This window comes from Streptomyces sp. NPDC053750, from assembly GCF_044544295.1.
Classification (GTDB): Bacteria; Actinomycetota; Actinomycetes; order Streptomycetales; family Streptomycetaceae; genus Streptomyces.
The window spans coordinates 30,807-56,336 of sequence record NZ_JBITXB010000003.1 but is presented as its reverse complement, the minus strand read 5'-3'; the positions used below and the strand labels follow the sequence as shown (position 1 = coordinate 56,336).

Here is a 25,530-nt window from a genome sequence, read left to right as displayed (position 1 = left end):
CCGGCTCTGCGGTGGGATACCAGGTCAGGCGCCGGTCGGCTGCGGTTGTGCCCGGCTGACGTCGTACACCCCGGCCACGTCCCGCATGGCACGCATGAGGGCGGGCAGCCGGGCGGCGTCCGGGAGCAGGACGGTGTAGGTGTGGCGGACCCGCTGCCGGTCGGGGGGTTCGACGGTGGCGGAGACGATCTCGGCGCCTTCGAGGGCCATGGCCTCGGTGAGGTCGGCCAGGAGATGCGGTCGGCCGAACGATTCGGCGAGCAGGGTGACCCGGCATTCGGGGCTCTCGCCCCAGTGCACACCGACCTCGGAGCGCCCCGCGCTCTTCATGCGCGTCACCACGGCGCACTCCGCGCGGTGCACGGTCACCACTCCCCCGCGCACGGCGAAGCCGGTGATCTCGTCGGGTGGCACGGGGGTGCAGCACCCGGCCAGTCGCACGGTCGCCCCGGGCACGTCGACGAGGACGTCGGCGAAGGCGAGCCGGGGTGCCGGCCCGTCGGCCGTCGGACGCGGGGCGGGCGCGTCGCCGGCGACGGGACCGCGCGTCGTCTCGTCCGGTTCGGCGGGCTCCGGTGCCGGGTGGGCCGCGAGCCGACGCTGGATGGCGATCCGCGCGGCAGGCGTGTGGGCGTGCTCCAGCCACTCCCGGGAGGGCTCGGAGGCGGGGTCCTGCCCCATCAGGAGCTGCACGGTGTCGCCGTCGCGCAGCACCGTGCTCATGGTCGCCAGGCGGCCGTTGACCCGGGCCCCCATGCACGCGTGCGCGTCCTCGCCGTACTGGGCGTACGCGGCGTCCACGCAGGTCGCGCCCTCGGGCAGGCCGCTCAGGGTGCCGCCGTCGGGCCGGAAGACGGTGATCTCGCGGTCCTGCGCGAGGTCCTCGCGGAGGGTGGACCAGAAGGTGTCGGGGTCGGGGGCGCCGCGCTGCCAGTCGAGCAGCCGGGAGAGCCAGCCCGGCCGGGTCGGGTCGACGCGCTCGCCGTCGCCCGCGGTCTGCTCCTCCGACGGCGGTGCGTAGGGATTGCCGAGCGCGACGACTCCGGCCTCGGCGACCTTGTGCATCTGGTGGGTGCGGATGAGGACCTCGACGACCTGGCCGTCCTGCGCGCGGGCCACCGCGGTGTGCAGCGACTGGTACAGGTTGAACTTCGGTACGGCGATGAAGTCCTTGAACTCCGAGACGACGGGCGTCATACAGGTGTGCAGTTCGCCGAGGACGGCGTAGCAGTCGGCGTCCTCCTGCACGAGCACCAGGAGGCGTCCGAAGTCGGCGCCGCGGAGCGGATCGCGCTTGCGGGAGACGCGGTGCACGGAGACGAAGTGGCGGGGCCGGATGAGGACTTCGGCCGTGATGTCCGCCTCGCGGAGCACCCTGCGCACCTCGTCGGCCACCTCGGCGAGCGGGTCGTCCGCGCGGGCGGCGTTCTCGGTGACCAACTTCCGGGTGTGCTCGTACTCCTCGGGGTGCATGACCGCGAAGACGAGGTCCTCCAGCTCGGACTTGAGCGCCTGGACGCCGAGCCGTTCGGCGAGCGGGATGAGCACGTCCCGGGTCACCTTGGCGATGCGCTCCTGTTTCTCGCGGCGCATGACGCCGAGGGTGCGCATGTTGTGGAGCCGGTCGGCGAGTTTGATCGACATCACCCGGACGTCGTTGCCGGTGGCGAGGAGCATCTTGCGGAAGGTCTCGGGCTCGGCGGCGGCGCCGTAGTCGACCTTCTCCAGTTTGGTGACGCCGTCGACGAGGTAGCGGACCTCTGCGCCGAACTGCTCGCCGACCTGGTCCAGCGTCACGTCCGTGTCCTCGACGGTGTCGTGGAGGAGGGAGGCGGTCAAGGTGGTGGTCTCCGCGCCGAGTTCGGCGAGGATCAGCGTCACGGCGAGGGGGTGGGTGATGTACGGCTCGCCGCTCTTGCGCATCTGGCCGCGGTGCGAGGACTCCGCCAGCAGGTAGGCGCGGCGCAACGGGTCGAGGTCGGCGTCGGGGTGATGGGCGCGGTGGGCCTCGACGACGTGGCTGATGGCGTCGGGCAGCCGGCCGCGGGCGGCGGGGCCGAGCAGCGCGACGCGGCCCAGCCTGCGCAGGTCGATCCGGGCGCGGGCCTTCCTGCGAGACGCCGTCGGCGCGACGGCGCCGTTGGTCGCGGGCGGCACTGCGCCCGGACTGGATGGATTGACGGCCTCCGCATTCATGGGCACCTCCGGCTGCACGGACCGGCGGACGGGGTATCCCAGGGCGGACACGGCTCAGGGGATGGTGTCGGTCCCCCGTCCGGGCCGGTGCTTGATGCTATCGAGCCCATCACGTGCCGCTGACCGCCTCTCGCCGAGCGTGAAACGGATCACCCATTCGAGCGATGGACCGAGGGTTTATGTTTTCGCACTGAGTGTCATGGACCGGGCTGTGGTTCAGGCGAGTACCCCTTCCAGCCATCCGGCATCGAACTCGCCCTCGGCGACGATCACCGCGGGGCCCGTCATCTCGATCTCGCCGTCGGGGTGCTCGGTGATCACCAGGGTGCCGCCCGGCACGTCGACGGTGTACGTCACCGGCGTGCCGGTGACCGCCGGGTCGACGCCGTCCCTGCGGGCGGTGGCGACGGCGACGGCACACGCGCCCGTGCCGCACGAGCGGGTCTCCCCGGAGCCGCGCTCGTGCACGCGCATCGCGACGTGGCGGGGGCCTCGGTCGACCACGAACTCGAGGTTCACTCCGTCCGGATAGGCGGCGGCCGGCCGGAACGGCGGCGGGGAGAACAGGTCGCCCGCGTGGTCCAGGTCGGCGACGAAGGCCACGGCGTGCGGATTGCCCATGTTCACGTTGCGTGCGGGCCAGCTGCGCTCGCCCACGCTCACCTCGACGTCGCCTTCGGGGAGCAGCGCCCGGCCCATTCCGACGGTGATGTCGCCCGCGGCGTCGCCGCTGCCGGACCCGTCCTTGGCGAGGTGCACGGTCTTCACGCCGCCGCGGGTGGCGATGGCGAGGTCTCCCTCGGTGACGTGCCCGGCGCGCTGGAGGTAGCGCGCGAAGACCCGCACGCCGTTGCCGCACATCTCCGCGACCGAGCCGTCGCCGTTGCGGTAGTCCATGAACCACTCGGCCTCGGCGGCCATGGCCCTGGCCTCGGGGTGCGCCGCGGACCGCACCACGTGCAGCAGTCCGTCGCCGCCGAGGCCCGCGCGGCGGTCGCACAGGGCGGCGGCGGCGGCGGGAGGCAGGTCGAGGACGTTGTCCGGGTCCGGAACGATCACGAAGTCGTTCTCGGTGCCGTGACCCTTGAGGAAGGCGATCCGCGTGCTCATTCCTCAATCGTACGGGGTGGGTACGACGGAGCGGGCGGTGCTCCTGGTCACCCGCACGGCCACGCGCGCGTGGCCGTCGGTCCCCGGCGGTGGGCTCGCGTCAGCCCCGCAGCCGGGCCACCCGCCACACGGCCAGGACGACGACGGCGGCGACCGCCAGGGCGTAGGCGAGGATCATCCGCCAGTCGGCGCGCCGACCCGAGCCGCGCTGCGGCAACCCCGGCCACGTGTAACCGACGCGGCGGGCGGCCATCATGCCCCAGCCGGCCGCGCACGAGCAGATCAGCAGCCCCAGCATCGCGATCACTGCGCCGCTGTCACCGAAGTCGAAGGCGAGCGGGAAGGCGAACATCAGGGAGCCGACCGCGGCCAGGCACACGATGGGGGCGAGCTGCCAGAGCCGCAGCCGCCGCTGCGGACGCAGCTCGACCTCCACCTCGTCCCCGTACATGGCGTCGGGCTCGGGGCCGTCGGCGGCCACGCCCTCCGGCGTCTCGTCGGGGCCGTCGGGACTCAGAGCGGCTCCGTCCGACTCCGGGTCACCGTGGTCGGCGGTGACGTGTTCGGTACTCGGTGCGGTGTCGCGAGGGCCGGCCTCCATCGCCACGCGCCCTCCCAACTAGGACTCACTCGGTCGATCGAAGCTCGATGATGGCACGCCGCCGAAGGCCGGGATGGCGGCCGGGGCGTCCCGATGCCATCACGTGATCAGGCTGTAACCGGTCGTTCGATCAACGACAGCGCGAGCTGCGGAAGTTCCCTGCGGTCCACCACAGCCCCACTCAACCAGTGCACCCGCGGGTCGCGCCTGAACCATGAATCCTGACGGCGCGCGAAGCGTTTGGTCGCACGGACGGTCTCGGCCCGCGCCTCGTCGAGCGTGCACTCGCCCTCGAGCGCCGCGAGTACCTGCTGGTAGCCGAGCGCGCGCGACGCCGTACGCCCCTCGCGCAACCCCTGCGCCTCGAGGGCGCGCACCTCGTCCACCAGGCCCTGCTCCCACATCCGGTCGACCCGGCGGGCGATGCGCTCGTCCAGCTCCGGGCGGGCCACGTCGACGCCGATCTGGACGGTGTCGTAGACGGAGTCGTGGCCGGGAAGGTTGGCGGTGAAGGGCCTGCCGGTGATCTCGATGACCTCCAGGGCCCGCACGATCCGCCGCCCGTTGCTGGGGAGGATGGCCCGCGCCGCCTCCGGATCGGCAGCGGCCAGGCGGGTGTGCAGTGCTCCCGACCCCCGCTGCGCGAGCTCCTCCTCCAGCCGGGCCCTGACCTCGGGGTCGGTTCCGGGGAACTCCAGGTTGTCGACTGCGCCGCGGACGTAGAGGCCGGAGCCGCCGACCAGAATCGGCCAGCGTCCCTCGGCGAGCAGCGCGTCGATCCGCTCCCGGGCCAGCCGCTGGTACTCGGCGACGGACGCGGTGACGGTCACGTCCCAGATGTCGAGGAGGTGGTGCGGGACCCCGCCGCGCTCCTCGGGCGTCAGCTTGGCGGTGCCGATGTCCATCCCACGGTAGAGCTGCATGGAGTCGGCGTTGACGACCTCGCCGCCGAGCCGCTGGGCCAGGAAAACGCCCAGATCGGACTTTCCGGCCGCGGTGGGTCCGACGACGGCGATGACGCGGGGGGCGGGGGGTGCGCTGCTCACCGCCCCAGTCTCGCAAACCTCTCGGCCCGCCCTCGAACGAGTTACGTGACGGGGCGCGGCCGGGGTCGTTGCCCGTTGCGAGGTTCCCGGCTCCGGACCGCCGGGCCCGCGACCCGGGTCACGCAAACGGACGCACCGGATGACCGCGGGATTTCGCCCGCACGAGTAACGTATGGAGTTGATATGGGCGTTTTTGCACGGATTCTTCGGAGGTCAAAGACCACGGAGGAGGCGTCGGCCGCCGAAACACGGGCCGACACCCCGAGCCCCGCGCGTGCGACGGAGGAGAACGCTGCCGAGGCCGCGGAATCGACCGACGCCGGGCCCCGCAACACGGCGCGGCCCGCGGAGCCGGACGAGGCCGCCGCGGCCACCGACTCGGAAGGCGTCGGGATCCCCAAGCAGCAGTCCGCCGGGGAGGCCGTGGACAACGAGTCCGACGAGGGCGCCCGCACCTGACGCCCCGCTAGGGAAGGTGAACCATGGGTCTCCTGCACAATCTGAAGGCCAGACTGGAACCTGCGAAGGGCAAGGTCTCCGACCTCGCACAGCAGCACGGGGACAAGATCGATCGCGGTCTCGACAAGGTGGCGAAGACCGTCGACGAGAGGACCAAGCACAAGTACAGCGACCGGATCCACACGGGTACGGACAAGGCCAAGGGCGCCATGGACCGCCTCGCCCACAAGGACGCCGAGGGCACGGACGGGGGCGGAGGCACGCCGGGCGGTCCCCCGCCCGCCGGGCCGCCGCCGGCTTCCTGACCCGCAGGAACCACGGGATCCGCGCGCCTCGGCGCACAGGCGGGTCACCGGCGCGCAGGCGGACGGCCCGGCGCGGATCAGCCGATCTGCACCGGGCCGTCCGCCTGTGCGCCCCCGAACGTCCTCCTACGGCTACGACCAGGCCGCCACCACGTACCCCACCCCGTACGGGGCGTCCTCGTACAGCAGCTCACCGGTGAGGGACGTGCCCTCTGCCGCGCCCGCCAGGACCTGCCACGGCGCCCGGCCGGACACCTTCAGCTCGCGGGCCAGGCCGGCGTCCAGCGCCATGAGAGCGGCCATGTCCGCCGATCCCAGGGCACGCCCCGCCGCGGCGTCGAAGGGCGCCGCCCGCTCGTCCAGGTAGCCGGGGGCCTTGATCGTGCGGCACGCACTGGCATCGCCCAGCACCAGCAGCGAGACCCGCCCGGCCCGCGCGGCGACGTCCCGTCCGACGGCGGCGCAGCGCTCGGCGGGGAGGGCCTCGCCCACGCCGATCCCCTCGACGGGGGCGTCGACCCACCCGGTCCGCCCGAGCAGCCAGGCACCCACGGCAAACCCGTACGGCAGGCCCAGTCCGGCGGCCGCGCCGATGTCGGTGCCCAGGCACACGTCCAGCTCCACGCCGAAGCCGCGGAACGAGCCCCGTGTGCCCTGCGGGTGGACCTCGGGACCCGTGGAGTCCGCGGGTCCGACGACCACCAGCCGGTCGGGCCGGGCGGCGGCGAGCACGCCCAGCGCGTCCGTGCACGCGGCGCGCGCGGCGTCCAGCTCGGGTGCGGCGCCCGCGGCGACCTCCGGTACGAGGAGCGGCGGGCAGGGACAGACGGCGGCGGCGACAAGCATGATCGGCAGCGTAACCCCGTACCGCCCTCCGCAGGCGCCCGCCCTGCGGTCAGTCGCAGCCGCAGCCGCTCGCCACGGCCGGCAGGGGCTCGGGAGCGCCGATCTTCGGCAGGCCCAGCATCACGCCGACGGGCTTGGCCTGCTCGGCCGCGTTGCGCTTCTCCCAGGCGTCGCCCGCGCGGGTGCGGCGCACGTCGAGCACCGCGCCCTCGGCGAGGAGGTGGTGCGGAGCGGCGTAGGTGATCTCGACCGTCACCACGTCACCCGGGCGGACCTCCTGGTCGGGCTTGGTGAAGTGCACCAGGCGGTTGTCGGGGGCGCGGCCGGAGAGCCGGTGAGTGGTGCCGTCCTTGCGGCCCTCGCCCTCGGCGACCATCAGCTCCAGGGTGCGGCCGACCTGCCTCTTGTTCTCCTCCCAGGAGATCTCCTCCTGGAGGGCCACAAGACGCTCGTAGCGCTCCTGGACGACCGCCTTGGGGATCTGGTCGTCCATCTCGGCGGCCGGGGTGCCGGGCCGCTTCGAGTACTGGAACGTGAAGGCCTGCGCGAACCGGGCCTCGCGCACCACGTGCAGCGTCTGCTGGAAGTCCTCCTCGGTCTCGCCGGGGAAGCCCACGATGATGTCGGTGGTGATCGCCGCGTGCGGGATGGCGGCCCGCACCTTCTCGATGATCCCCAGGAAGCGCTCCTGCCGGTACGAGCGGCGCATCGCCTTGAGCACCGGGTCCGAGCCGGACTGGAGCGGCATGTGCAGCTGCGGCATCACGTTCGGCGTCTCGGCCATGGCGGCGATCACGTCGTCGGTGAAGTCGCGCGGGTGCGGGGAGGTGAAGCGGACGCGCTCCAGGCCCTCGATGGACCCGCAGGCGCGCAGCAGCTTGCTGAAGGCCTCGCGGTCGCCGATGTCGGAACCGTACGCGTTGACGTTCTGCCCGAGGAGGGTGATCTCGGAGACGCCCTCGGCGACCAGGGCCTCGATCTCGGCCAGGATGTCGCCGGGCCGGCGGTCCTTCTCCTTGCCGCGCAGCGCCGGGACGATGCAGAAGGTGCAGGTGTTGTTGCAACCGACGGAGATGGAGACCCAGGCCGCGTAGGCGCTCTCGCGCCGGGTGGGCAGCGTGGACGGGAACGCCTCCAGGGACTCGGCGATCTCGACCTGCGCCTCCTCCTGCACGCGGGCGCGCTCCAGCAGCACCGGGAGCTTGCCGATGTTGTGGGTGCCGAAGACGACGTCGACCCAGGGGGCCCGCTTCACGATGGTGTCGCGGTCCTTCTGCGCCAGGCAGCCGCCGACGGCGATCTGCATCCCGGGGCGGCTCGCCTTCTTCGGGGCGAGGTGGCCCAGGTTGCCGTACAGCTTGTTGTCGGCGTTCTCCCGCACCGCACAGGTGTTGAAGACGACGACGTCCGCGTCGCCGTCGGCGCCCTCGGGGGCGCGGACGTAACCCGCGTCTTCCAGCAGCCCGGACAATCGCTCGGAGTCGTGGACGTTCATCTGGCACCCGTAGGTGCGTACTTCGTAGGTGCGCGTGCCGCCCGCTGACTGGCTCCGGTCGATGCTGCTCATGGCAATAAGGGTAGGCGGTCGGCGGTGGTGGCCCGGGCCACCTGTGGACAACCGCGATCGCACCTGGTCAGGGCTCGATGAGGCCCGCGCGGATCGCGTACCGGGTGAGCTCCAGACGGTCGCGCACGCCCAGCTTCTGGAGGAGGTTCGCGCGGTGGCGTTCGACGGTCTTGGCGCTGATGAAGAGCAGCTCGCCGATCTCCTTGGAGGTGTGGCCCTCGGCGACGAGCTTGAGGATCTCCTCCTCGCGCTCGGTGATGGGCCGCTCGGGCAGACCGCCGCCGCCGTGCAGACGGTCCAGGTAGGAACGGACCAGGGCACGTTCGGCGCCCGGGTAGATGAACGGCTCGTCGCGCACGGCTGCCCGGCACGCCTCCACCAGGTCGCGGTCGGCGACGGACTTGAGGACGTATCCGCAGGCCCCGGCCTTGAGGGCCTCGAAGAAGTACTGCTCGTTGTCGTACATGGTCAGGATCAGGATGCGCAGCTCGGGCAGGCGGCGGGAGAGCTCGCGGGCTGCCTGGAGGCCGGTCATGCGGGGCATGGCGACGTCCAGGACGGCCAGGTCGACCTCGGTGGCCCTCGCGGCCGCCACCGCCTCGGCGCCGTCGCCTGCCTCGGCGACGACCGTCAGGTCCGGTTCTCCGTCCAGGATGAGGCGCACTCCCCGGCGTACGAGGGTGTGGTCGTCGGCGAGCAGGACGCGGATCGGGGGCCGGGCGGGCATCAGGCGCGGTCTCCGGGTCGGTCTTCGGTTCGACCTTCGGTCGGGTCGCCTCCGTGGTGGTCACCGCGGCCCTCCCCGGGATGAGCGGGGACGCGCAGGTGTACGTCGGTGCCCCGTCCGGGGGCGGGTTCGAAATGGATCTCGGCTCCTATCAGCAGGGCCCGCTCCCGCATGCCGCGGATTCCGGCGCCCTCGGGGGCCGCACCGAGGCCGGTGCCGTTGTCCCGTACGAGTAGTTCGACACCGTCGGGCAGCGGGCGGAGGCTGAGTTCGGCGCGGTCGGCGGCGGCGTGGCGGGCGGTGTTGGTCAAACCCTCCTGGGCGACCCGGTAGATCACGAGTTCCGCCTCGGGGGCGAGCGGAGGGAGGTCGCCGGAGACGTGGTGGTGGACGGTGAGCCCGTGGTGCGTGAACTCGGCGGCGAGCGAGCGCAGGGCGCTGGCGAGGCCGAGTTCCTCCAGGACGCCGGGGCGCAGCCGGCGGGCGATGCGCCGGATCTCGTCCAGGCCGGACCGGGTCGCCTCCTGGGCGAGGGACACTTCCTCGCGCAGTTCCCCGGGGACCCGGTCGGCGACCCGCTTGAGCTGGAGGAGGACGGCGGTGAGGGTCTGGCCCACCTCGTCGTGGAGTTCCCTGGCGATGCGGTGGCGTTCGCGTTCCTGTGCGTGCAGGGCGCGGCCCGCCCCGGCAGCCCGTTCGGCCTGGAGCCGGTCGAGCATGGTGTTGTACGTCGCGATCAGCTGGGCCGCCTCCGCAGGCCCGGCGACCGTCGGGCGGGCCCCCGGGACCAGCAGGTCGGCGGTGGCCATGGCCCGGCCCAGCCGGTGCAGTGGGGTGAGTCCTATGCGCAGGACGACCGCGTTGCCGGCCAGCAGCGCCGCGAGGCCCCCGAGGAGGATCAGTGCCTCGCCGGGCAGGACGGGGGTCGACACGGTGACCGGTCCCAGCAGCAGCGCCGTGGCCGCGACGAGACCCGCGGCGTTGAGCGAGAAGATCCGCCAGAACAGCGACACGGTTCCCTTCCCGCTCCTCCCGGCCTTCGCGCGCAACACCGCCGCGACCAGCTTCGCCGCCCGCGACCGGCCGCGTATATCCGTCACGACACCCATATCGCCACCGTACGTGCGGATGACAGCATGGCGAGGCCGCGAGCACGTCACTGACGTGCGCCAGGCGCAGCCAGAGACGCAAGAGAATGAGGGGAAACTCGTGTCAGCTCCACGCCTCAGGGCGACGCCGCTGCCGGGTATCGGGGTCCAGTACGACCTGGTGACCCGCGAACACCGCCATCTGTCGGTGGTGGCGCACCGCGACGGCACCCGGACGGTGAACGTGTACCGGGCCGACGACCCCGATTCCTGCGCCCACTCGCTTCGGCTGGCCGGCCCGGAGGCGAGCGCGCTGATCGACGCGCTGAAGCCGTCCCACCACAGCGCGAACCTGCTCTACACCACGGATCTCGGGCTGGTCGCCGAGCGGATCGAGGTGGCCGCCACGTCCCGCTGGAACGGGCGGGTGCTCGGCGACACGCGGATGCGGACCGACACCGGCGCGTCGGTCGTGGCGGTGCTGCGCCGCGCCGAGGCCATTCCGTCGCCGGCGCCGGACTTCCGTCTGGTGGGTGGTGACACGTTGATCGTCATCGGCACCCGTGAGGGCGTCGACGCGGCCGCGGCGATACTCGGGCAGGAGTGAGCCGGTGCACTCCGCGGTTCTCCTGATCGAGTTCGGCTCCATCATCCTGGGGCTCGGGCTGCTCGGCCGGTTCGCCGGCCGCTACCGCCTCTCCCCCATCCCGCTGTACCTGCTGGCCGGTCTCGCGTTCGGTGAGGGCGGTCTGCTTCCGCTGGGCGCGAGCGAGGAATTCGTCGCCATCGGCGCCGAGATCGGCGTCATCCTGCTGCTGCTGATGCTGGGCCTGGAGTACTCGGCCGGTGACCTGGTCACCAACCTCAAGGCCCACTATCCGGCCGGCCTCGTCGACTGCGCGCTCAACGCCGTACCGGGCGCGGTGGCCGCGCTGCTGCTGGGCTGGGGTCCGGTGGCCGCCGTCGTCCTGGCGGGTGTGACCTGGATCTCGTCGTCCGGCGTCATCGCCAAGGTGCTGGGCGACCTGGGCCGGGTCGGCAACCGGGAGACCCCGGTGATCCTGAGTGTGCTGGTCCTGGAGGACCTGGCGATGGCGGTGTACCTGCCGATCGTCACGGCTCTGGTGGCCGGCGCCGGGCTGATGACCGGGAGCATCACGCTGGCGATCGCGCTGGCCGCGGCGGGCCTCGTGCTGTTCGTGGCGGTGCGCTACGGCCGGCTCATCTCCCGGTTCGTCTCCAGTGACGACCCGGAGAAGCTGCTGCTGGTGGTGCTCGGGCTGACGATCCTGGTCGCGGGTGTCGCGCAGCAGCTCCAGGTGTCGGCCGCGGTGGGCGCCTTCCTGGTGGGCATCGCGCTGTCCGGGGAGGTCGCGGAGGGGGCGCACACGCTGCTGAGCCCGCTGCGGGACCTGTTCGCCGCCGTCTTCTTCGTCTTCTTCGGGCTGCACACCGATCCGGCCAGCATTCCTCCGGTCCTGTTGCCCGCGCTCGCCCTGGCCCTGCTCACCGCCGTGACGAAGATCGCGACCGGGTACTGGGCCGCCCGGCGTGCGGGGATCTCCGTCAAGGGCCGCTGGCGTACGGGCGGCGCGCTGGTGGCTCGTGGTGAGTTCTCGATCGTCATCGCGGGCCTCGCGGTCTCGGCCGGCATCGAACCGTCCCTGGGCCCGCTGGCCACGGCCTACGTGCTCATCCTGGTCGTCCTCGGCCCCCTCACCGCCCGCTTCACCGAGCCGCTGGCGACCCGCCTGTTCCGCCGCGACGACCCCGACCGTCCCGGCGGCGTCCCGGGCGGACCGGACGGCACGCCGCGGACCGCCGGTGCGGAGGCGTCGGTGGGCGACTGACGCCGACCCCGACCCCGGCACGCGGGTGCCGGGGTCGGCCCGCGTCGGTGCCGGCGGCATGGATACGGCATCGCGCGTCAGGCGCCCAGGGCCCCCGACTGTTCCGGCGTCCCGGGCGTCCACCCCTGGCGGTGCAGTACGCCCGACACGTCCGGTGCCTCGTAGTGCTCGCCCTTGAGGACCTTGCCGTCGGCCCTGCGGCTGACCCGGCCGTCGGGACCCAGCTTGGTCATGTTCGAGCGGTGGACCTCGGCGATCACCGCGTCCAGGTCGATGCCGTGGACGAGAGCCGTGCCGTAGGCGACGTAGACGACGTCGGCCAGTTCGTGAGCGAGCCGGTCGAGCGGGCCCGTCACCGACACCTCTGCGACCTCCGCGGCCTCCTCGGCGAGCAGCTCGCCTCTCTGGGCGGCCAGCTCGGGCGAGACCTCCGTCGGAGTGCTGCGGGCGTCCAGCCCGAAGGCACGGTGGAAGACGCGGACCAGGTCGGCGGGCGAGGTACTCATGCCGACGACTGTAGCGAGCGCCACCGACAGTCGGCCCTGGCGCTTTCCGCACGGCCGTCGTGTGAGCTCGGCCCTGGTCAGCGTGGTTGCGGGCTGGCAGGATCGCGCACATGTCCACGCTGCTGTCCCGCACAGGCAGGCGCCGGGCCGTCCGGGCGGCGGTCGCCGGCGTCGTCGCCCTCGGGCTGCTCCTGTGGTGGCTGCTGCCGCTGGGCGAGGAGCCGCCGAGCGGGACGATCACGTTCAGCACGGGCACGCGCGCGGGGGTCTACCAGCGGTACGGCGAGCTGCTGCGCACCGAGCTGCGCAAGGACATGCCGGGTCTGAAGGTACGGCTGATGACCAGCGCGGGCTCGCAGGAGAACGTCGAGCGGGTGGCGTCCGGGGAGGCCGACTTCACGATCGCCGCGGCCGACGCGGTGGAGACGTACAAGATGGCCGGAGGGCCCGGCGCCGAGGAACTGCGCGGAGTCACCCGCCTCTACGACGACTATGTGCAGCTCGTGGTACCCAGCGACTCGGACATCCAGTCGGTCGCGGACCTGCGCGGCAAGCGGGTCGCCATAGGGTTGCCCAACTCGGGCGTACGGCTGATCGCCACCCGGCTGCTGCGGGCCGTGGGCATCGACCCGGAGACGGACATCACGCCCCGCGCGGACGGCATCGACACCGGCCCCGGGCGGCTGGGCGACGGGCTCGACGCGTTCTTCTGGTCGGGCGGGGTGCCGACGGACGGGCTCAGGAAGATCGCGGAGGACTCCGCCTTCCGGTTCGTACCGATCGGCGAGGACCTCGTCACCAAGTTGCACGAGTCCGGCGGCGCGACCCGCTACTACCGCACCACCAACATGGCGGAGTCGGCCTACCCCACCGTGCAGAACGGCGCGGTGGTTCCCACCATGGCCGTGTCCAACCTGCTGGTGACCCGCGCGGACGTGGATCCGCGGCTCACCGAGTGGCTGACCAGGACGGTGCTGGACAGCCGCGACGGCATCGGGGCACACGTCCACTCCGCGCAACTGGTGGACCTGCGTACGGCGATCTACACCGACCCCCTGGAGCTGCACGAGGGGGCCCGGCGCTACTACCGGTCGGTGAAGCCGTAAGGCCTACCGTCGGTGAAGCCGTAGGGCCGTTCCGGTTCCTTCCGCGGTGCCGACCTCGGCACCGTGACCGTCACCTCCAGGCCGTGCGGCTCGTGGTGGCCGAAGGAGATCGAGCCGTCGCCCGCCGCGAGCAGCGCCCGGCAGATGGACAGCCCGAGGCCGGATCCCTTGATGTTCTGATGCCGGCCGCTGCGCCAGAAACGGTCGCCCACGCGCGCGAGCTCCTCGTCGGTCAGCCCGGGCCCGTTGTCGGTGACGACGACGTCGGTGGCCTCCCCGGTGGAGCCGACCGTGACCCGGACGGTCTCGCCCCGCGGCGTGAACTTCACCGCGTTGTCGATGACCGCGTCCAGGGCGCTGGACAGGCTCACCGGGTCGGCCCAGCCCGTGGTCGGCGGGCAGTCCCCCACCAGCCTCACGCCCTTGGCCTCGGCCGTCGGCGACCAGGCCGCCAGCCGCTCGGCGGCCAGCGCGCCGATGTCGGTGACCTTCAGGTCCGCCTCGCTGTGCTCGGCCAGCGCCAGATCGAGGAGGTCGTCCAGGACCCGGGCCAGGCGCTTGCCCTCGGTCTGGACGGAGGCGATCTCCTCGTTGCCCTCCGGCAGTTCCAGGGCGAGCAGTTCGATGCGCAGCAGCAGAGCGGCGAGCGGGTTGCGCAGCTGGTGCGAGGCGTCGGCGACGAAGGCACGCTGCTGCTCGAGTGCGTCCTCCACGTGGTCCGCCATCTCGTTGAACGACCGGGCCAGGCGCCGGAGCTCCGGCGGTCCCCCGGCCGGCGCGACCCTGGACTTGAGCCGTCCGGTGGCGATGTCGTGGGTGGTGGCGTCCAGGACGCGTACCGGTCTGAGCACCCATCCCGTCAGCCGGAGCGCGGCGCCTACGGCGAGCAGCATGGCAGCGACCTCGCCGGCTCCGATGAGCAGCCAGCCGCGCAGGGTGCGCGAGCGCATCGAGTCGGTCGGCGAGTCGGTGACCACCACCGCGACGACGTCCCCGTCCCGGATGACCGGTGAGGCGACCACGAGCCGGCCTTCCTCCCAGGGCCACACCTGCTGCGGATCATGGCTGCGGCGGCTGAGCAGCGCCTCGTCGAAGGCGTCCCGCACCTCGCCCGTCGGCGGGAGGAACCAGGTCGTGGGCGCGTTGGCCATCGGGATGTGGTTGCGGTAGAAGACGCCCGCCTTGATTCCGTAGACCTCGTAGTAGCTGATGAGCTCGGTCTGCAGGGTCTCCAGGCGCTCGTCCGTGGTCGTCCGGCGGGAGCCGCCGGGCGTGTCCTCGGTGACGAACTGGGCGAGTGCGGCGAAGCGTGCCGTGTCGTCTATGCGGTCGACGACGACCTGCTGCTGCTCCGCGCGCGCGACGCTCACGCCCAGCGGGACACCGAGCGCGAGCAGTACGGCCGCCATCAGGACGATGAGCAGCGGGAGCAGGCGTGTGCTCACCCGGCCCCGCTACGTGGTGGGGGCGACGAGGCGGTAGCCGACGCCGCGGACGGTCTCGATGAGCGCCGGCATGCGCAGCTTGGCGCGCAGGGAGGCGACGTGCACCTCCAGCGTGCGCCCGGTCCCCTCCCAGCTGGTGCGCCAGACCTCGCTGATGATCTGCTCGCGGCGGAAGACCACTCCCGGGCGCTGTGCGAGCAGGGCGAGAAGGTCGAACTCCTTGCGGGTGAGTTGGACAACCGAACCGTCCACGCTGACCTGGCGCGTCGGCAGTTCGATGCGCACCGCTCCGAGCCGCACCACGGTCTCGGTGTTTCCCGTGGCGTCCTCGTGGACGCTGCGCCGGCTGACGGCGTGGATGCGGGCGAGCAGCTCACCCGTGTCGTACGGCTTGACCACGTAGTCGTCGGCGCCGAGGTTCAGGCCGTGGATGCGGGAGCGGACGTCGGAGCGGGCGGTGACCATGATGACGGGGGTGCCGGTGCGCTTGCGGATCTTGCCGCAGACCTCGTAGCCGTCCTGGTCGGGCAGGCCCAGGTCGAGGAGGACGACCCCGAAGCAGTCGCTTTCGGGGACGAGCGCCTGGAGTGCCTCCTCGCCGCTGCGCGCGTGGGTGACGTCGAAGCCGTGCCGAGCCAGGATCGCGGACAGAGCGGCGGCCACGTGGTTGTCGTCCTCGACGAGCAGCAGTCTCATCCGGGCCCCCTTCGGTTCATCGGCCGTACGATCGGGATGGGTAGAAAGACTGGCGCACGCGCGCGTGCGCCTTGTGCAGTGACGCCGATGGAAGGGGACGGCGTCAAGAGGGTTCCGGGTGCGGCCGCTCGAAGTTATCCGGCCGATATGAGCCCCGCTCATCAGTGCTACGACTCGTGTCCGATTGCTATCGGATCGTGATGCTCAGATTCCCCTCAGATGTAGAGACGCAGGTCGTTCGGCGTTACTACTGTCCTCCGAAACCGAGGAGGACGGAGCCCGAGAGCGATGACCGAAGTATCGGTGGCCAAGGAAGACAAGGCCTCGACCGGCGAACTGGTCGTCCTGAAGAGTGTCAACAAGCACTTCGGCGCGTTGCACGTGCTCCAGGACATCGACCTGACGATCACCCGCGGCGAGGTCGTCGTGGTCATCGGACCCTCCGGGTCCGGCAAGTCCACCCTGTGCCGCACCATCAACCGCCTGGAGACCATCGACTCCGGAACGATCGCGATCGACGGCAAGCCGCTTCCCGCGGAGGGCAAGGAGCTGGCGAGGCTGCGGGCCGACGTCGGCATGGTCTTCCAGTCGTTCAATCTCTTCGCGCACAAGACCGTGCTCGAGAACGTCACCCTGGGCCAGGTCAAGGTCCGCAAGGTCGACGCCAAGAAGGCCGAGGAGAAGGCCCGCGCCCTGCTCGACCGGGTCGGCGTGGGCGCCCAGGCGGACAAGTACCCCGCGCAGCTCTCCGGTGGCCAGCAGCAGCGCGTCGCCATCGCGCGGGCGCTTGCCATGGACCCGAAGGTCATGCTCTTCGACGAGCCGACGTCGGCTCTCGACCCCGAGATGATCAACGAGGTGCTGGAGGTCATGAAGCAGCTCGCCCGTGACGGCATGACCATGGTCGTGGTCACCCACGAGATGGGCTTCGCCCGGTCCGCGGCCAACCGTGTGGTGTTCATGGCGGACGGTCGCATCGTCGAAGAGGCCACGCCGGACCAGTTCTTCAGCAATCCGCGCAGCGACCGTGCCAAGGACTTCCTGTCGAAGATCCTCCACCACTGACGCTCCCGGCGCGGCTCCGACGTCCTGCGTCGCCCGCCCAGGCGGCCCGCACCCGTCGGCCGCATCCGATCGCCTGATCCTCTGATCGTCCGATCGCAGTTCGATCACAGCCAAAGGATGTTCACCATGAAGCTCCGCAAGGTCACCGCCGCCTCGGCCACCGTTCTCGCCCTCGCCCTGACCGCCACCGCGTGCGGTTCCGACGACGGAGACAGCGGCTCCTCCGGTGGCGACGGCAAGAAGATCACCATCGGCATCAAGTTCGACCAGCCGGGCCTCGGCCAGAAGACCCCGGACGGCTACGAGGGCTTCGACGTGGACGTCGCCACGTACGTCGCCAAGAAGCTCGGCTACACCGACGACCAGATCGAGTGGAAGGAGTCGAAGAGCGCCGACCGCGAGACCATGCTGCAGCGCGGCGACGTCGACTTCATCGCCGCCACCTACTCGATCACCCCCGAGCGCTCCGAGAAGGTCGACTTCGCCGGCCCGTACCTGCTCGCCCACCAGGACGTGCTGCTCCGCGCCGACGACGACAAGATCAAGGCGCCGGAGGACCTGAACGACGCGAAGCTGTGCTCGGTCACCGGCTCGACCTCGGCGCAGAACGTCAAGAAGAAGCTGGCGCCCAAGGCACAGCTGCAGCCGTACCCGACGTACTCCGCCTGCCTGCCCGGCCTGCAGAACGGCGCCGTCGACGCGCTGACCACGGACGACTCTATCCTCGCCGGTTACGCCTCCCAGGAGCAGTTCAAGGGCAAGTTCAAGCTCGGCGGCTTCAAGCTGACGAACGAGAACTACGGCATCGGCGTCAAGAAGGGCAGCGACCTCAAGGACAAGATCAACAAGGCCCTGGAGGAGATGGTCGCCGACAAGTCCTGGGAGAAGGCCGTCAAGGACAACTTCGGCCCGGCCAACTACAAGAACGAGCCGGCGCCGAAGATCGGCGACATCAAGAGCTGAGGCCGGGCCCGTCCCGGTGCGCCGCCCTCCGGAAGGGGCGGCGCACCGGGGCGGGCATCCCTACACGCGGAAGCGCGGGAGATCGTGTTCGACTTTCTTCAGGATTACGACCTGGCGGGAGCCATCTGGACGACAGTACAGCTCGCTGTGCTCTCGGCCGTCGGCTCCCTGATCTGGGGCACCATACTGGCCGCCATGCGGGTCGGCCCGGTGCCGTTGATGCGCGGCTTCGGGACCGCGTACGTGAACATCGTGCGGAACATCCCGCTGACCGTCATCATCCTCTTCGCGTCACTGGGCCTGAACCAGACGCTGGGCGTGGCTCTCGGAGGCGGCGACGACTTCGAGACGATCAACTTCCGGCTCGCCGTCCTCGGTCTGATCCTCTACACCTCGGCCTTCGTATGCGAGGCGCTGCGCTCCGGCATCAACACGGTGCCCGTCGGCCAGGCGGAGGCGGCCCGGGCGATCGGGCTCAGCTTCGGGCAGGTGCTGCGCCACGTGGTGCTGCCCCAGGCATTCCGTTCCTCCGTCGTCCCCCTGGCGAACGTGCTGATCGCCCTCATCAAGAACACCACGGTGGCCGCCGCCATCGGCGTGGCCGAAACGGCGCTGCTGATGAAGGAAATGATCGAGAACGAGGCCCAGCTGTTGCTCATCTCCGCGGTCATTGCTCTCGTGTTCGTGGCGTTGACGCTGCCGACCGGCCTGATCCTGGGCTGGGTGGGCAAGAAGGTGGCGGTGAAGCGATGAGTTCGGTTCTCTACGACGCCCAGGGGCCCCGGGCCAAGCGACGCAATGTCGTCTTCACGATCGTCTTCCTGGTCGCCTTCGCCGCCTTGCTGTGGTGGGTGTTCAGCACTCTCAACGACAAGGGCCAGCTGGAATGGGCCCTGTGGAAGCCGTTCTTCACCGGCACCGAGGCCTGGTCGACGTACATCTGGCCAGGTCTGCAGAACACTCTGAAGGCCGCGGCACTCTCGGTGATCATCGCGCTGCCGCTCGGCGCCGTGCTCGGCATCGCGCGACTGTCGGACCACGCCTGGGTCAGGGTTCCCGCTGCGATCGTGGTCGAGTTCTTCCGGTCCATCCCTGTCCTGGTCCTGATGATCTTCGGCCTGGCCCTGTTCGCCGAGTACACCAACGTCAGCTCGGACGACCGCCCGCTCTACGCCGTCGTCACCGGCCTGGTGCTGTACAACGCCTCCGTCCTCGCCGAGATCGTCCGATCCGGCATCCTGGCCCTCCCCAAGGGGCAGGCCGAGGGCGCGATGGCGATCGGTCTGCGCAAGGGGCAGGTCATGCGACTGATCCTGTTGCCGCAGGCAGTCACCGCGATGCTGCCGGCGATCGTCAGCCAGCTCGTCGTGATCCTCAAGGACACTGCGCTCGGCGGCGCCATTCTCACCTTCCCCGAGCTGCTCGCATCGGCCAACACCATGAGCGGCTACTACGGCGCAAACGTCATCGCCAGCTACACCGTCGTCGCCGTGATCTACATCGCGCTCAATTTCGCCCTCACAAGCTTTGCGAGCTGGCTGGAGCGCCGGCTGCGGCGGGCGAAGAAGTCGACGGGTGCGGTGCTCCATGCGGACGACGTGGAGACCGCCGACGCCGGAACCGTCGGCAAGGTCTAGCACACCTGACACTCGGTCACCTCGTATGACCACCAACGGAGGCAGTGGCGTGTTCGCCACTGCCTCCGTCGCTTGACGCAAGCAGCGGCAGTAGGTTGCATACGTTCTGTGACCGTGCACCCTGCTCCAACGTCCTGTTCACCTACGTCCTCCGGGACACCGCCACGGGCAGGGGGCGCCGCACCGTGGACCCGGTGATCATCGCCGGAGCTGGGCCCGTCGGGCTCACGCTCGCCCTGGCACTGGCGCGTCAGGAGGTGCCCTGTGTCGTCCTCGACGAAGGGCCGGGCAAGGACGAACCGCGCCACGCGCGCACCGTCGTCCTGCGTGAGGACGCCGTCACGCTCGTCGAGCGGCTGACCGGCGCGTCGCTGACCGGGCTGGGTTTCCGTTGGGCCGGATGGCGGTCGATGCGGCGCAAGCAGGTGACGCGCGAGGTCGTGTTCGGCGACACCGACCCGGCGCCGCTGCACATCGCCCAGCACGAGCTGACCGGCATTCTGCGCGCGGCGCTCGCCCGCGAGTCGCTCGTCAAGGTCGCGGCGGACAGCCGCCTGGACAGCGTCGAGCAGGAGACCTCAGGCGTCACGGCCCACACGCGCGGCCCCAGCGGCACCTGGTGGCGCGGCAGTTACCTGGTCGGCTGTGACGGCCCCCGCTCGACCGTCCGCAAGCTCCAGGACATCCGCTTCCCCGGCCGCACGGCGGTGGAACGATACGCCGTCGCCGCGCTGCGCACGGAACTTCCCTGGACCGGCGAGGCCTTGCTCCACCGGATGCCACCGTGGCGGACGTCCGGCCCGTCGGCCGGCGAGATCGTCGGCCGCCCGCTGCCGGACGGTGTATGGCGCCTGGACTGGCTGCTGCCTCCCGGCAAGGACCTGGTCACTCCGGAGCTGCTGGTGAACCGGGTCCGCGAGACCCTCACCGGCTGGGCCGACGGGGGGACGCCGTCGTACGAACTCCTCGACACCGGGGTCCACACGGTCCACCACCGGCTGGCCCGTCGCTGGCGGGTGGGCCGGGTCCTCCTCGCCGGAGACGCGGCGCACCTCTTGGGCGCGCTGGGCACACAGGGCCTCGACGAAGGGCTGCGGGACGCCGACAATCTCGCCTGGAAGCTGGCCCTGGCCTGGCATCACGGGCCGCATGAGGCGCTGCTCGACAGCTACCAGAAGGAGCGGCGCACGGCGGTCGCCGCACGGCTGCGCGCCGCCGACCAGGCGCTGCCGCTGCTGCGCGGCGGCGGCGGACTGCGCTCCTTCGTACCCGGTTCGGCCCGCGGCCACGACGCGCTGCTCGCCGACGGCCATCTGGGGCGCGGGACGTTGGGCGCGCCGGGGGCGTACGCCGGCTCACCGCTCGCGCCCGAGCACCTCGCGGGAGAGGTTTCCGTCGGCACACCGCCCGGTACGCCGGTCAACGATGTGGTGGTCACGGCGGAGGACGGCACGTTCGTACGGTTGCGCGACCGGCTCGGACGCGGGGCGCTCCTGGTACTGCTGATCGCGCCGGGCACCGGTGTGTGGGACCGCAAGCACTGGATGACCGCCGGGATCATGCCCCGGCTGGCGGCGGCGGTGACGGCGCTGCCGCACCGGGCCGAGCTGCTGGTCGCCGAGAGCTACCCGGGTGCCGCGGCCCACACGGTGCTGCTGGTGCGGCCCGACGGCCTCCTCGTCACGGCGCTGAGCGGGGTGCGCCCGGCCGATCTGTACGCGGCGGCGGAGGCGGCGCTGGGCGGGGCGACGAAGGCAGTCGTGGAGGAGGAGGCGGAGGCAGGAGCCGCGGCCGGGGTCCGCTGAGCGATCGTGCACGCGTTCGCTGGAGAGGCGGGGCGGCGGTCGCCGGCGCCCGTCGACGGGTCGCCGATCGCTGTCCGTATGGTGACGGCGAGTTGACCGGCCCACACGGTCATGGTCTACTCCGGATCGTGACCGACACCGATGTGCGCCTGTGGCGGAGGGTCCATATGGACCTCGTCCGCTATGCGGGCTGCGTGTGTCGCCCGTCCTGCTGAATTCGCATCACTTTCTCCCGCGCGCGCCGCTCCGACGTGCCGTCGCGCGCTCCTCGCGAACATCCCAGGACGGTACCCGTGTCTGTCTTCCCCTCCGCCCCTTCCTCTCCAGCCCCTTCCTCCGCGCCCTCGGCCCCTCCCACGCAGGCCGAGCTCCTCGACTTCGTACGGCGGACAGCGGCCGACGCCGAGCTGATCGCCTCCCTCCCGCTCGACCCGGAGGGCCGCACCTGGGTGCGGCTGGACGGACCCGGCGGCAGCGAGGCCTGGCTGATCGGCTGGCCGCCCGGCACCGGCACCGGCTGGCACGACCACGCCGAATCCGTGGGCGCCTTCGTGACCGCGGCGGGCGAGCTCAAGGAGAACGCGCTCGCCGCCCGGCTGCCCAGCGACGGCTGGAGGACACTGGAACTCACCGACGGCGTGGACCGGGAACGCCGGCTGTCCGCCGGAAAGGGGCGCTCATTCGGCCGGCACCACGTCCACGAGGTGCTCAACGAGTCGCCCGACCGGCACGCGGTCTCCGTGCACGCCTACTACCCGCCGCTGCCGCGGATCCGCCGCTACAGCCGCAGCGGGCAGATCCTGCGGCTGGAGCAGGTCGAGCGCCCGGAGGACTGGCAGTGAGCGAGCCGGTCGGGATCGACGCGCTGCTGGAACAAGTACGCCGCGGTTACCGACGGATCGAACCGCGTGCGGCCCACAACGCCGCCGAGGCGGGTACGGCGCTGCTCGTGGACATCCGCTACGCCGCCCTGCGCGAGCGGGACGGCGTAATTGCGGGTGCCTTGGTGATCGAGCGCAACGAACTGGAGTGGCGCCTGGATCCGCAGGGCAGCCACCGTCTCCCCGAGGCCACGGACCACGATCTGCGTGTCGTGGTGGTGTGCAACGAGGGTTACGCCTCCAGCCTGGCGGCGGAGTCCCTGCACCGTCTGGGGCTGCACCGGGCCACCGATCTGATCGGCGGCTTCCAGGCGTGGCGGGCGGCGGGACTGCCGGTGGCCGTTCCGTAGCCCGCCCGCCGGCCGGACGCGCCGAAGGGTGTGCGGACTGCCGGGCTCAGAAGTCGGCGGCGGGGCAGTACAGCGGTGCCGTGTCGGCGTTGTCCTCGGTGACCAGGCGGATCGGCGTGTTGTCGATCTTCTCCGCCTTTCTGTCGCGCAGCAGGGCGATGGTGTTGCGAACGGCCAGTTCGCCGGTGTTCCCTGCCGAGTTGGAGACCGTCGCCGAGAAACGTCCGTCCTTGAGTGCGGCAAGGGCCTCGTCGGTGCCGTTGACCGTCACGATCCTGACCTCGTCGGCTCCCGCCGCGTCGAAGGCCTTGCGGGCGGCGAAGGCCATCTGCTCGTTGGCGACGAAGACGTAGTCCAGTTCGGGGTGGGCCCGGACCATGGTTTCCGCGACCTTGCCGGCCTTGCCGGCATCGAACATGCCGGGCTGGTCGGCGACCACCTCGGCGTTGGCCGGCAGCGCCTCGGTGAAGCCGTCCACGAGCAGGTCGGAGGCGCCGCCCGGCGCGCCTGCGATGACGCCGACCTGTACGTCCCGGCCCGCCGCGTCGTCGGCAACCCACTGGGCGTCCAGTCGCCCGATGGCCGTCAGGTCGACGACCACCGCGCCCAGGATGTCGTCCGGGTCGGCGCTCACCGAGGTCAGGAAGACGGGGATGCCCGCGCTCCTGGCCTTCGCCAGACCGCTCTTCAAGGCGTCCGTGCTGACGGTCTGCAGGATGATCGCGTCGACCTCTCGCGCGATCATGTCCTCGATGTTGGACAGCTCCGTCGTGGCGTCCTGCGCGGAGTTAGCCGTGACGAGCCTCGCGAAGTTGTTCTTGGCCGTGATCTCCACGGACCGCTGCAGGCACGTGTGGAACTGGCTGTCGCCGCCGTTGACGAACCCGAGGGTGAGCGGGCCGTCGTCCTTGTCTCCGGAGGCGGATGCGCCAAGAGCACAACCGCTCGGACCACAGCAGCTCAGGAGCAGGCCGGCGCCGAGGAGCAGCATGTGCGTCGCTCTTCGGCGGCGCGCGGACAGAGACATGGCGGGGCCGCCTTTCTGGACATACCGGGGTGTCCGTGCGGGTCCGTTCGCCGACCGGAGCTCCAGGGGCGGCGTACGCGCGCAGTGAACGCGGCTCGGACAGCCGCGCGACGGCGCAGACGGTACCGCCGTACGCGAGGGGTTCACCCCTCCGGGAGCGCAAGGTAATCCTGCGCGGTACGGGCCGGAGAGTGCCCCCATCTCCCGTGCTGCCCCGCCGCGACGTCGGGTCAGGAATCCGCGTCAGTCACCGAGGAACTCCGTGTCCTCGCCCTCCTCCTCCAGCGCCTGGCGGACCACCCGCAGGGCCATGCCCTCGGGGTAGCCCTTGCGGGCCAGCATGCCCGCGAGGCGGCGCAGCCTCTTGTCGCGGTCGAGGCCCCGGGTGGTACGCAGCTTCCGTGCGACGAGTTCGCGCGCGGTCTCCTCTTCCTGCTCGGAGTCCAGCTGCGAGACCGCCACGTCGATGAGCGTGGCGTCGACGCCCTTGGTCCGCAGCTCCCTGGCGAGGGCGCGCCGGGCCAGCCCGCGGCCGTGGTGCCGGGACTCCACCCAGGCGTCCGCGAAGGCGCTGTCGTTGATCAGGCCGACCTCCTCGAACCTGGACAGCACCTCCTCGGCAGCCTCGTCGGGGATCTCCCGCTTGCGCAGGGCGTCGGCCAGCTGTTTGCGCGTGCGCGGGGTCCCGGTGAGCAGGCGCAGGCAGATCGCCCGTGCCTGCTCGACCGGGTCCCGCGGAGGCTCCCCCTTCTCGGCCCTCGACGAGGAAGTGGTACCTCCGTCCTCTGCGGACGACTCCCCGCGCTCGCGCCGCCGGCGCCCGCGCGCACCGCCCGTTCCACGGCCCCGTCCGCCTGCTCGGCGCGCCCCGCCGTCACCGTGGCGCGCCTCGCCTCTGTCACAGGGACCGACGGCGGTCGGAGCCGTCTCGTACGGATCCGACCCGTATGGGTCGATCTCGTGCGGGTCCGTCTCGTACGGGGCCGCGGCTGCCCCGTACGCGCCGTCAGCCGTCCCGGCGGAGCCGTCCGCGTACTCGGCCCAGTCGGTTCGTCGTGTCACGGATCAGCTCTTGGCTGCCGCGGCCTTGGACTTGGTCGCCTTGGCGGTCGCGGGGGCGGGCACCGCCGGTGCGGCGTCGGCCTTGGCGACGGAGGCGGCGTCCGCGCCCGGCTCGGTGGCGGGCTCCTCGGGACGCACGCCGACGCCCAGCTTCTCCTTGATCTTCTTCTCGATCTCGTTGGCGAGGTCGGGGTTGTCCTTCAGGAAGTTGCGCGCGTTCTCCTTGCCCTGGCCGAGCTGGTCGCCCTCGTACGTGTACCAGGCGCCGGCCTTGCGGACGAAGCCGTGCTCCACGCCCATGTCGATCAGGCCGCCCTCGCGGCTGATGCCCTGGCCGTAGAGGATGTCGAACTCGGCCTGCTTGAAGGGCGGCGCGACCTTGTTCTTGACGACCTTGCAGCGGGTGCGGTTGCCGACCGCGTCCGTGCCGTCCTTCAGCGTCTCGATGCGGCGGATGTCGATGCGCACGGAGGCGTAGAACTTCAGCGCCCGGCCACCGGTCGTGGTCTCCGGGGAGCCGAACATCACGCCGATCTTCTCGCGGAGCTGGTTGATGAAGATCGCGGTGGTCTTGGACTGGTTGAGCGCGCTGGTGATCTTCCGCAGGGCCTGGCTCATCAGTCGGGCCTGCAGACCGACGTGACTGTCGCCCATCTCGCCCTCGATCTCCGCGCGCGGGACGAGCGCGGCGACGGAGTCGATGACGATGAGGTCGAGGGCGCCGGAGCGGACCAGCATGTCCACGATCTCCAGGGCCTGCTCGCCGTTGTCCGGCTGGGACAGGATCAGGTTGTCGATGTCGACGCCGAGCTTCTTCGCGTACTCGGGGTCGAGGGCGTGCTCCGCGTCCACGAACGCGACCTGGCCGCCGGCCTTCTGCGCGTTGGCCACCGCGTGCAGGGTGAGGGTCGTCTTGCCCGAGGACTCGGGGCCGTAGATCTCCACGACCCGGCCACGCGGGAGGCCGCCCACGCCCAGGGCCACGTCGAGCGCGGTCGACCCGGTCGGGATGACCTCGATGGGCTCCATCGACCGCTCGCCCATGCGCATGACCGCGCCCTTGCCGAATTGCCGTTCAATCTGTGCGAGCGCGGCGTCCAGGGCCTTCTCGCGGTCGGTTCCTGCCATGGGTTCCACCCGGTTTGCTTGATTCGATCGCTTCACGTCAAAGACGCTAATGCCTGCCACTGAC

General features: G+C 71.3%; 27 protein-coding genes. 13 read left to right on the top strand and 14 right to left on the bottom strand.

Features of this window, described 5'->3' with window-relative positions; all coding sequences use genetic code 11:
* Positions 1-24 precede the first annotated feature (24 nt).
* The 4 genes from ACIGO6_RS09825 to miaA form a co-directional block, all read right to left on the bottom strand.
* Positions 25-2,196, bottom strand: a complete 2,172-nt coding sequence (locus tag ACIGO6_RS09825) for a RelA/SpoT family protein (RefSeq protein WP_399873783.1) — start codon at positions 2,194-2,196, stop codon at positions 25-27.
* A gap of 216 nt (positions 2,197-2,412) precedes the next feature.
* A complete protein-coding gene (dapF, locus tag ACIGO6_RS09820) occupies positions 2,413-3,306 on the bottom strand; it encodes a diaminopimelate epimerase (RefSeq protein WP_399873781.1) in 894 nt (297 codons plus the stop codon).
* Between the two features lie 100 nt (positions 3,307-3,406).
* Positions 3,407-3,907, bottom strand: coding sequence for a hypothetical protein (locus ACIGO6_RS09815; protein ID WP_399874871.1), 501 nt, complete (start codon positions 3,905-3,907; stop codon positions 3,407-3,409).
* Positions 3,908-4,014: 107 nt separating this feature from the next.
* Positions 4,015-4,953: a tRNA (adenosine(37)-N6)-dimethylallyltransferase MiaA gene (gene miaA, locus ACIGO6_RS09810; protein ID WP_399873778.1), complete on the bottom strand. Its 939-nt coding sequence runs from the start codon at positions 4,951-4,953 to the stop codon at positions 4,015-4,017.
* Positions 4,954-5,136: 183 nt separating this feature from the next.
* Here miaA and ACIGO6_RS09805 point away from each other — a divergent pair, with 183 nt between their 5' ends.
* Together ACIGO6_RS09805 and ACIGO6_RS09800 are read left to right on the top strand one after the other, a co-directional pair.
* On the top strand, positions 5,137-5,412 hold the full coding sequence (locus ACIGO6_RS09805) for a hypothetical protein (RefSeq protein ID WP_399873775.1): 276 nt from the start codon (positions 5,137-5,139) through the stop codon (positions 5,410-5,412).
* Between the two features lie 23 nt (positions 5,413-5,435).
* On the top strand, positions 5,436-5,717 hold the full coding sequence (locus ACIGO6_RS09800; RefSeq protein ID WP_399873773.1) for an antitoxin: 282 nt from the start codon (positions 5,436-5,438) through the stop codon (positions 5,715-5,717).
* A gap of 132 nt (positions 5,718-5,849) precedes the next feature.
* On the opposite strand, the gene ACIGO6_RS09795 is transcribed toward ACIGO6_RS09800, so the two are convergent.
* The 4 genes from ACIGO6_RS09795 to ACIGO6_RS09780 all read right to left on the bottom strand — a co-directional run bounded on the left by ACIGO6_RS09795 (position 5,850) and on the right by ACIGO6_RS09780 (position 9,966).
* Positions 5,850-6,563 (bottom strand): class III extradiol dioxygenase subunit B-like domain-containing protein, encoded by a 714-nt coding sequence (locus ACIGO6_RS09795; RefSeq protein ID WP_399873770.1) that lies wholly within the window; start codon positions 6,561-6,563, stop codon positions 5,850-5,852.
* Positions 6,564-6,612: 49 nt separating this feature from the next.
* Positions 6,613-8,130: a tRNA (N6-isopentenyl adenosine(37)-C2)-methylthiotransferase MiaB gene (miaB, locus tag ACIGO6_RS09790; protein ID WP_399873767.1), complete on the bottom strand. Its 1,518-nt coding sequence runs from the start codon at positions 8,128-8,130 to the stop codon at positions 6,613-6,615.
* Positions 8,131-8,197: 67 nt separating this feature from the next.
* Complete coding sequence (locus tag ACIGO6_RS09785) at positions 8,198-8,857, bottom strand: response regulator (RefSeq protein WP_395573424.1); 660 nt, start codon at positions 8,855-8,857, stop codon at positions 8,198-8,200.
* Positions 8,857-9,966, bottom strand: coding sequence for a sensor histidine kinase (locus ACIGO6_RS09780; protein WP_399873764.1), 1,110 nt, complete (start codon positions 9,964-9,966; stop codon positions 8,857-8,859). The genes ACIGO6_RS09785 and ACIGO6_RS09780 overlap by 1 nt, the downstream gene beginning before the upstream one ends.
* Before the next feature lie 100 nt (positions 9,967-10,066).
* Between ACIGO6_RS09780 and ACIGO6_RS09775 the strand changes: the two genes are divergently transcribed.
* A complete protein-coding gene (locus ACIGO6_RS09775) occupies positions 10,067-10,552 on the top strand; it encodes a cation:proton antiporter regulatory subunit (protein ID WP_399873761.1) in 486 nt (161 codons plus the stop codon).
* Positions 10,553-10,556: 4 nt separating this feature from the next.
* Positions 10,557-11,795, top strand: coding sequence for a cation:proton antiporter (locus ACIGO6_RS09770; RefSeq protein ID WP_399873758.1), 1,239 nt, complete (start codon positions 10,557-10,559; stop codon positions 11,793-11,795).
* Positions 11,796-11,872: 77 nt separating this feature from the next.
* On the opposite strand, the gene ACIGO6_RS09765 is transcribed toward ACIGO6_RS09770, so the two are convergent.
* Entirely contained in the window at positions 11,873-12,301 is a 429-nt protein-coding gene (locus tag ACIGO6_RS09765) for a MazG nucleotide pyrophosphohydrolase domain-containing protein (RefSeq protein ID WP_399873755.1), read from the bottom strand.
* Positions 12,302-12,411: 110 nt separating this feature from the next.
* Here ACIGO6_RS09765 and ACIGO6_RS09760 point away from each other — a divergent pair, with 110 nt between their 5' ends.
* Positions 12,412-13,407, top strand: a complete 996-nt coding sequence (locus ACIGO6_RS09760; protein ID WP_399873752.1) for a TAXI family TRAP transporter solute-binding subunit — start codon at positions 12,412-12,414, stop codon at positions 13,405-13,407.
* Here the strand turns inward: ACIGO6_RS09760 and ACIGO6_RS09755 are convergent.
* Positions 13,386-14,852, bottom strand: a complete 1,467-nt coding sequence (locus ACIGO6_RS09755) for an ATP-binding protein (protein WP_399873750.1) — start codon at positions 14,850-14,852, stop codon at positions 13,386-13,388. The two genes, ACIGO6_RS09760 and ACIGO6_RS09755, sit on opposite strands and share 22 nt — an antisense overlap.
* Positions 14,853-14,861: 9 nt before the next feature.
* Positions 14,862-15,548: a response regulator transcription factor gene (locus tag ACIGO6_RS09750; RefSeq protein ID WP_399873747.1), complete on the bottom strand. Its 687-nt coding sequence runs from the start codon at positions 15,546-15,548 to the stop codon at positions 14,862-14,864.
* Between the two features lie 288 nt (positions 15,549-15,836).
* On the opposite strand from ACIGO6_RS09750, the gene ACIGO6_RS09745 reads away from it, so the two are divergent.
* From ACIGO6_RS09745 to ACIGO6_RS09710, 8 genes are all read left to right on the top strand, one after another.
* Entirely contained in the window at positions 15,837-16,613 is a 777-nt protein-coding gene (locus tag ACIGO6_RS09745; protein WP_399873745.1) for an amino acid ABC transporter ATP-binding protein, read from the top strand.
* Positions 16,614-16,739: 126 nt separating this feature from the next.
* The gene (locus tag ACIGO6_RS09740; RefSeq protein WP_399873742.1) at positions 16,740-17,576 is read left to right on the top strand and encodes a glutamate ABC transporter substrate-binding protein; all 837 of its coding nucleotides are present in this window, start codon (positions 16,740-16,742) and stop codon (positions 17,574-17,576) included.
* A gap of 84 nt (positions 17,577-17,660) precedes the next feature.
* Complete coding sequence (locus ACIGO6_RS09735; protein WP_399873739.1) at positions 17,661-18,329, top strand: amino acid ABC transporter permease; 669 nt, start codon at positions 17,661-17,663, stop codon at positions 18,327-18,329.
* Entirely contained in the window at positions 18,326-19,213 is an 888-nt protein-coding gene (locus ACIGO6_RS09730; protein WP_399873737.1) for an amino acid ABC transporter permease, read from the top strand. The genes ACIGO6_RS09735 and ACIGO6_RS09730 overlap by 4 nt, the downstream gene beginning before the upstream one ends.
* A gap of 185 nt (positions 19,214-19,398) precedes the next feature.
* Positions 19,399-21,018 (top strand): FAD-dependent monooxygenase, encoded by a 1,620-nt coding sequence (locus ACIGO6_RS09725; protein ID WP_399874869.1) that lies wholly within the window; start codon positions 19,399-19,401, stop codon positions 21,016-21,018.
* A gap of 128 nt (positions 21,019-21,146) precedes the next feature.
* Positions 21,147-21,233, top strand: coding sequence for a putative leader peptide (locus ACIGO6_RS09720; RefSeq protein WP_311605579.1), 87 nt, complete (start codon positions 21,147-21,149; stop codon positions 21,231-21,233).
* 78 nt (positions 21,234-21,311) lie between these two features.
* The gene (locus ACIGO6_RS09715) at positions 21,312-21,860 is read left to right on the top strand and encodes a cysteine dioxygenase (RefSeq protein WP_399873734.1); all 549 of its coding nucleotides are present in this window, start codon (positions 21,312-21,314) and stop codon (positions 21,858-21,860) included.
* A complete protein-coding gene (locus ACIGO6_RS09710; RefSeq protein ID WP_399873732.1) occupies positions 21,857-22,249 on the top strand; it encodes a rhodanese-like domain-containing protein in 393 nt (130 codons plus the stop codon). Before ACIGO6_RS09715 ends, ACIGO6_RS09710 begins: the two co-directional genes overlap by 4 nt.
* 46 nt (positions 22,250-22,295) lie before the next feature.
* On the opposite strand, the gene ACIGO6_RS09705 is transcribed toward ACIGO6_RS09710, so the two are convergent.
* The 3 genes from ACIGO6_RS09705 to recA all read right to left on the bottom strand — a co-directional run bounded on the left by ACIGO6_RS09705 (position 22,296) and on the right by recA (position 25,466).
* A complete protein-coding gene (locus ACIGO6_RS09705; protein WP_399873731.1) occupies positions 22,296-23,276 on the bottom strand; it encodes a sugar ABC transporter substrate-binding protein in 981 nt (326 codons plus the stop codon).
* A 243-nt stretch (positions 23,277-23,519) separates the two neighbouring features.
* Positions 23,520-24,338 (bottom strand): recombination regulator RecX, encoded by an 819-nt coding sequence (recX, locus tag ACIGO6_RS09700; protein WP_399873728.1) that lies wholly within the window; start codon positions 24,336-24,338, stop codon positions 23,520-23,522.
* 3 nt (positions 24,339-24,341) lie between these two features.
* Positions 24,342-25,466, bottom strand: a complete 1,125-nt coding sequence (recA, locus tag ACIGO6_RS09695; RefSeq protein WP_399873725.1) for a recombinase RecA — start codon at positions 25,464-25,466, stop codon at positions 24,342-24,344.
* Between the last annotated feature and the right edge of the window lie 64 nt (positions 25,467-25,530).

What these genes read in the sequence shown, in the direction of transcription:
- ACIGO6_RS09795 (WP_399873770.1), bottom strand. Translation starts at nt 6,563, where the DNA reads ATGCTTGTCGCCGCCGCCGTCTGTCCCTGCCCGCCGCTCCTCGTACCG.
- ACIGO6_RS09815 (WP_399874871.1), bottom strand. Translation starts at nt 3,907, where the DNA reads ATGGAGGCCGGCCCTCGCGACACCGCACCGAGTACCGAACACGTCACC.
- ACIGO6_RS09825 (WP_399873783.1), bottom strand. Translation starts at nt 2,196, where the DNA reads ATGAATGCGGAGGCCGTCAATCCATCCAGTCCGGGCGCAGTGCCGCCC.
- ACIGO6_RS09800 (WP_399873773.1), top strand. Translation starts at nt 5,436, where the DNA reads ATGGGTCTCCTGCACAATCTGAAGGCCAGACTGGAACCTGCGAAGGGC.
- ACIGO6_RS09730 (WP_399873737.1), top strand. Translation starts at nt 18,326, where the DNA reads ATGAGTTCGGTTCTCTACGACGCCCAGGGGCCCCGGGCCAAGCGACGC.
- ACIGO6_RS09785 (WP_395573424.1), bottom strand. Translation starts at nt 8,857, where the DNA reads ATGCCCGCCCGGCCCCCGATCCGCGTCCTGCTCGCCGACGACCACACC.
- ACIGO6_RS09705 (WP_399873731.1), bottom strand. Translation starts at nt 23,276, where the DNA reads ATGTCTCTGTCCGCGCGCCGCCGAAGAGCGACGCACATGCTGCTCCTC.
- miaB (WP_399873767.1), bottom strand. Translation starts at nt 8,130, where the DNA reads ATGAGCAGCATCGACCGGAGCCAGTCAGCGGGCGGCACGCGCACCTAC.
- ACIGO6_RS09780 (WP_399873764.1), bottom strand. Translation starts at nt 9,966, where the DNA reads ATGGGTGTCGTGACGGATATACGCGGCCGGTCGCGGGCGGCGAAGCTG.
- ACIGO6_RS09740 (WP_399873742.1), top strand. Translation starts at nt 16,740, where the DNA reads ATGAAGCTCCGCAAGGTCACCGCCGCCTCGGCCACCGTTCTCGCCCTC.
- ACIGO6_RS09745 (WP_399873745.1), top strand. Translation starts at nt 15,837, where the DNA reads ATGACCGAAGTATCGGTGGCCAAGGAAGACAAGGCCTCGACCGGCGAA.
- ACIGO6_RS09805 (WP_399873775.1), top strand. Translation starts at nt 5,137, where the DNA reads ATGGGCGTTTTTGCACGGATTCTTCGGAGGTCAAAGACCACGGAGGAG.
- recA (WP_399873725.1), bottom strand. Translation starts at nt 25,466, where the DNA reads ATGGCAGGAACCGACCGCGAGAAGGCCCTGGACGCCGCGCTCGCACAG.
- ACIGO6_RS09760 (WP_399873752.1), top strand. Translation starts at nt 12,412, where the DNA reads ATGTCCACGCTGCTGTCCCGCACAGGCAGGCGCCGGGCCGTCCGGGCG.
- ACIGO6_RS09750 (WP_399873747.1), bottom strand. Translation starts at nt 15,548, where the DNA reads ATGAGACTGCTGCTCGTCGAGGACGACAACCACGTGGCCGCCGCTCTG.
- dapF (WP_399873781.1), bottom strand. Translation starts at nt 3,306, where the DNA reads ATGAGCACGCGGATCGCCTTCCTCAAGGGTCACGGCACCGAGAACGAC.
- ACIGO6_RS09765 (WP_399873755.1), bottom strand. Translation starts at nt 12,301, where the DNA reads ATGAGTACCTCGCCCGCCGACCTGGTCCGCGTCTTCCACCGTGCCTTC.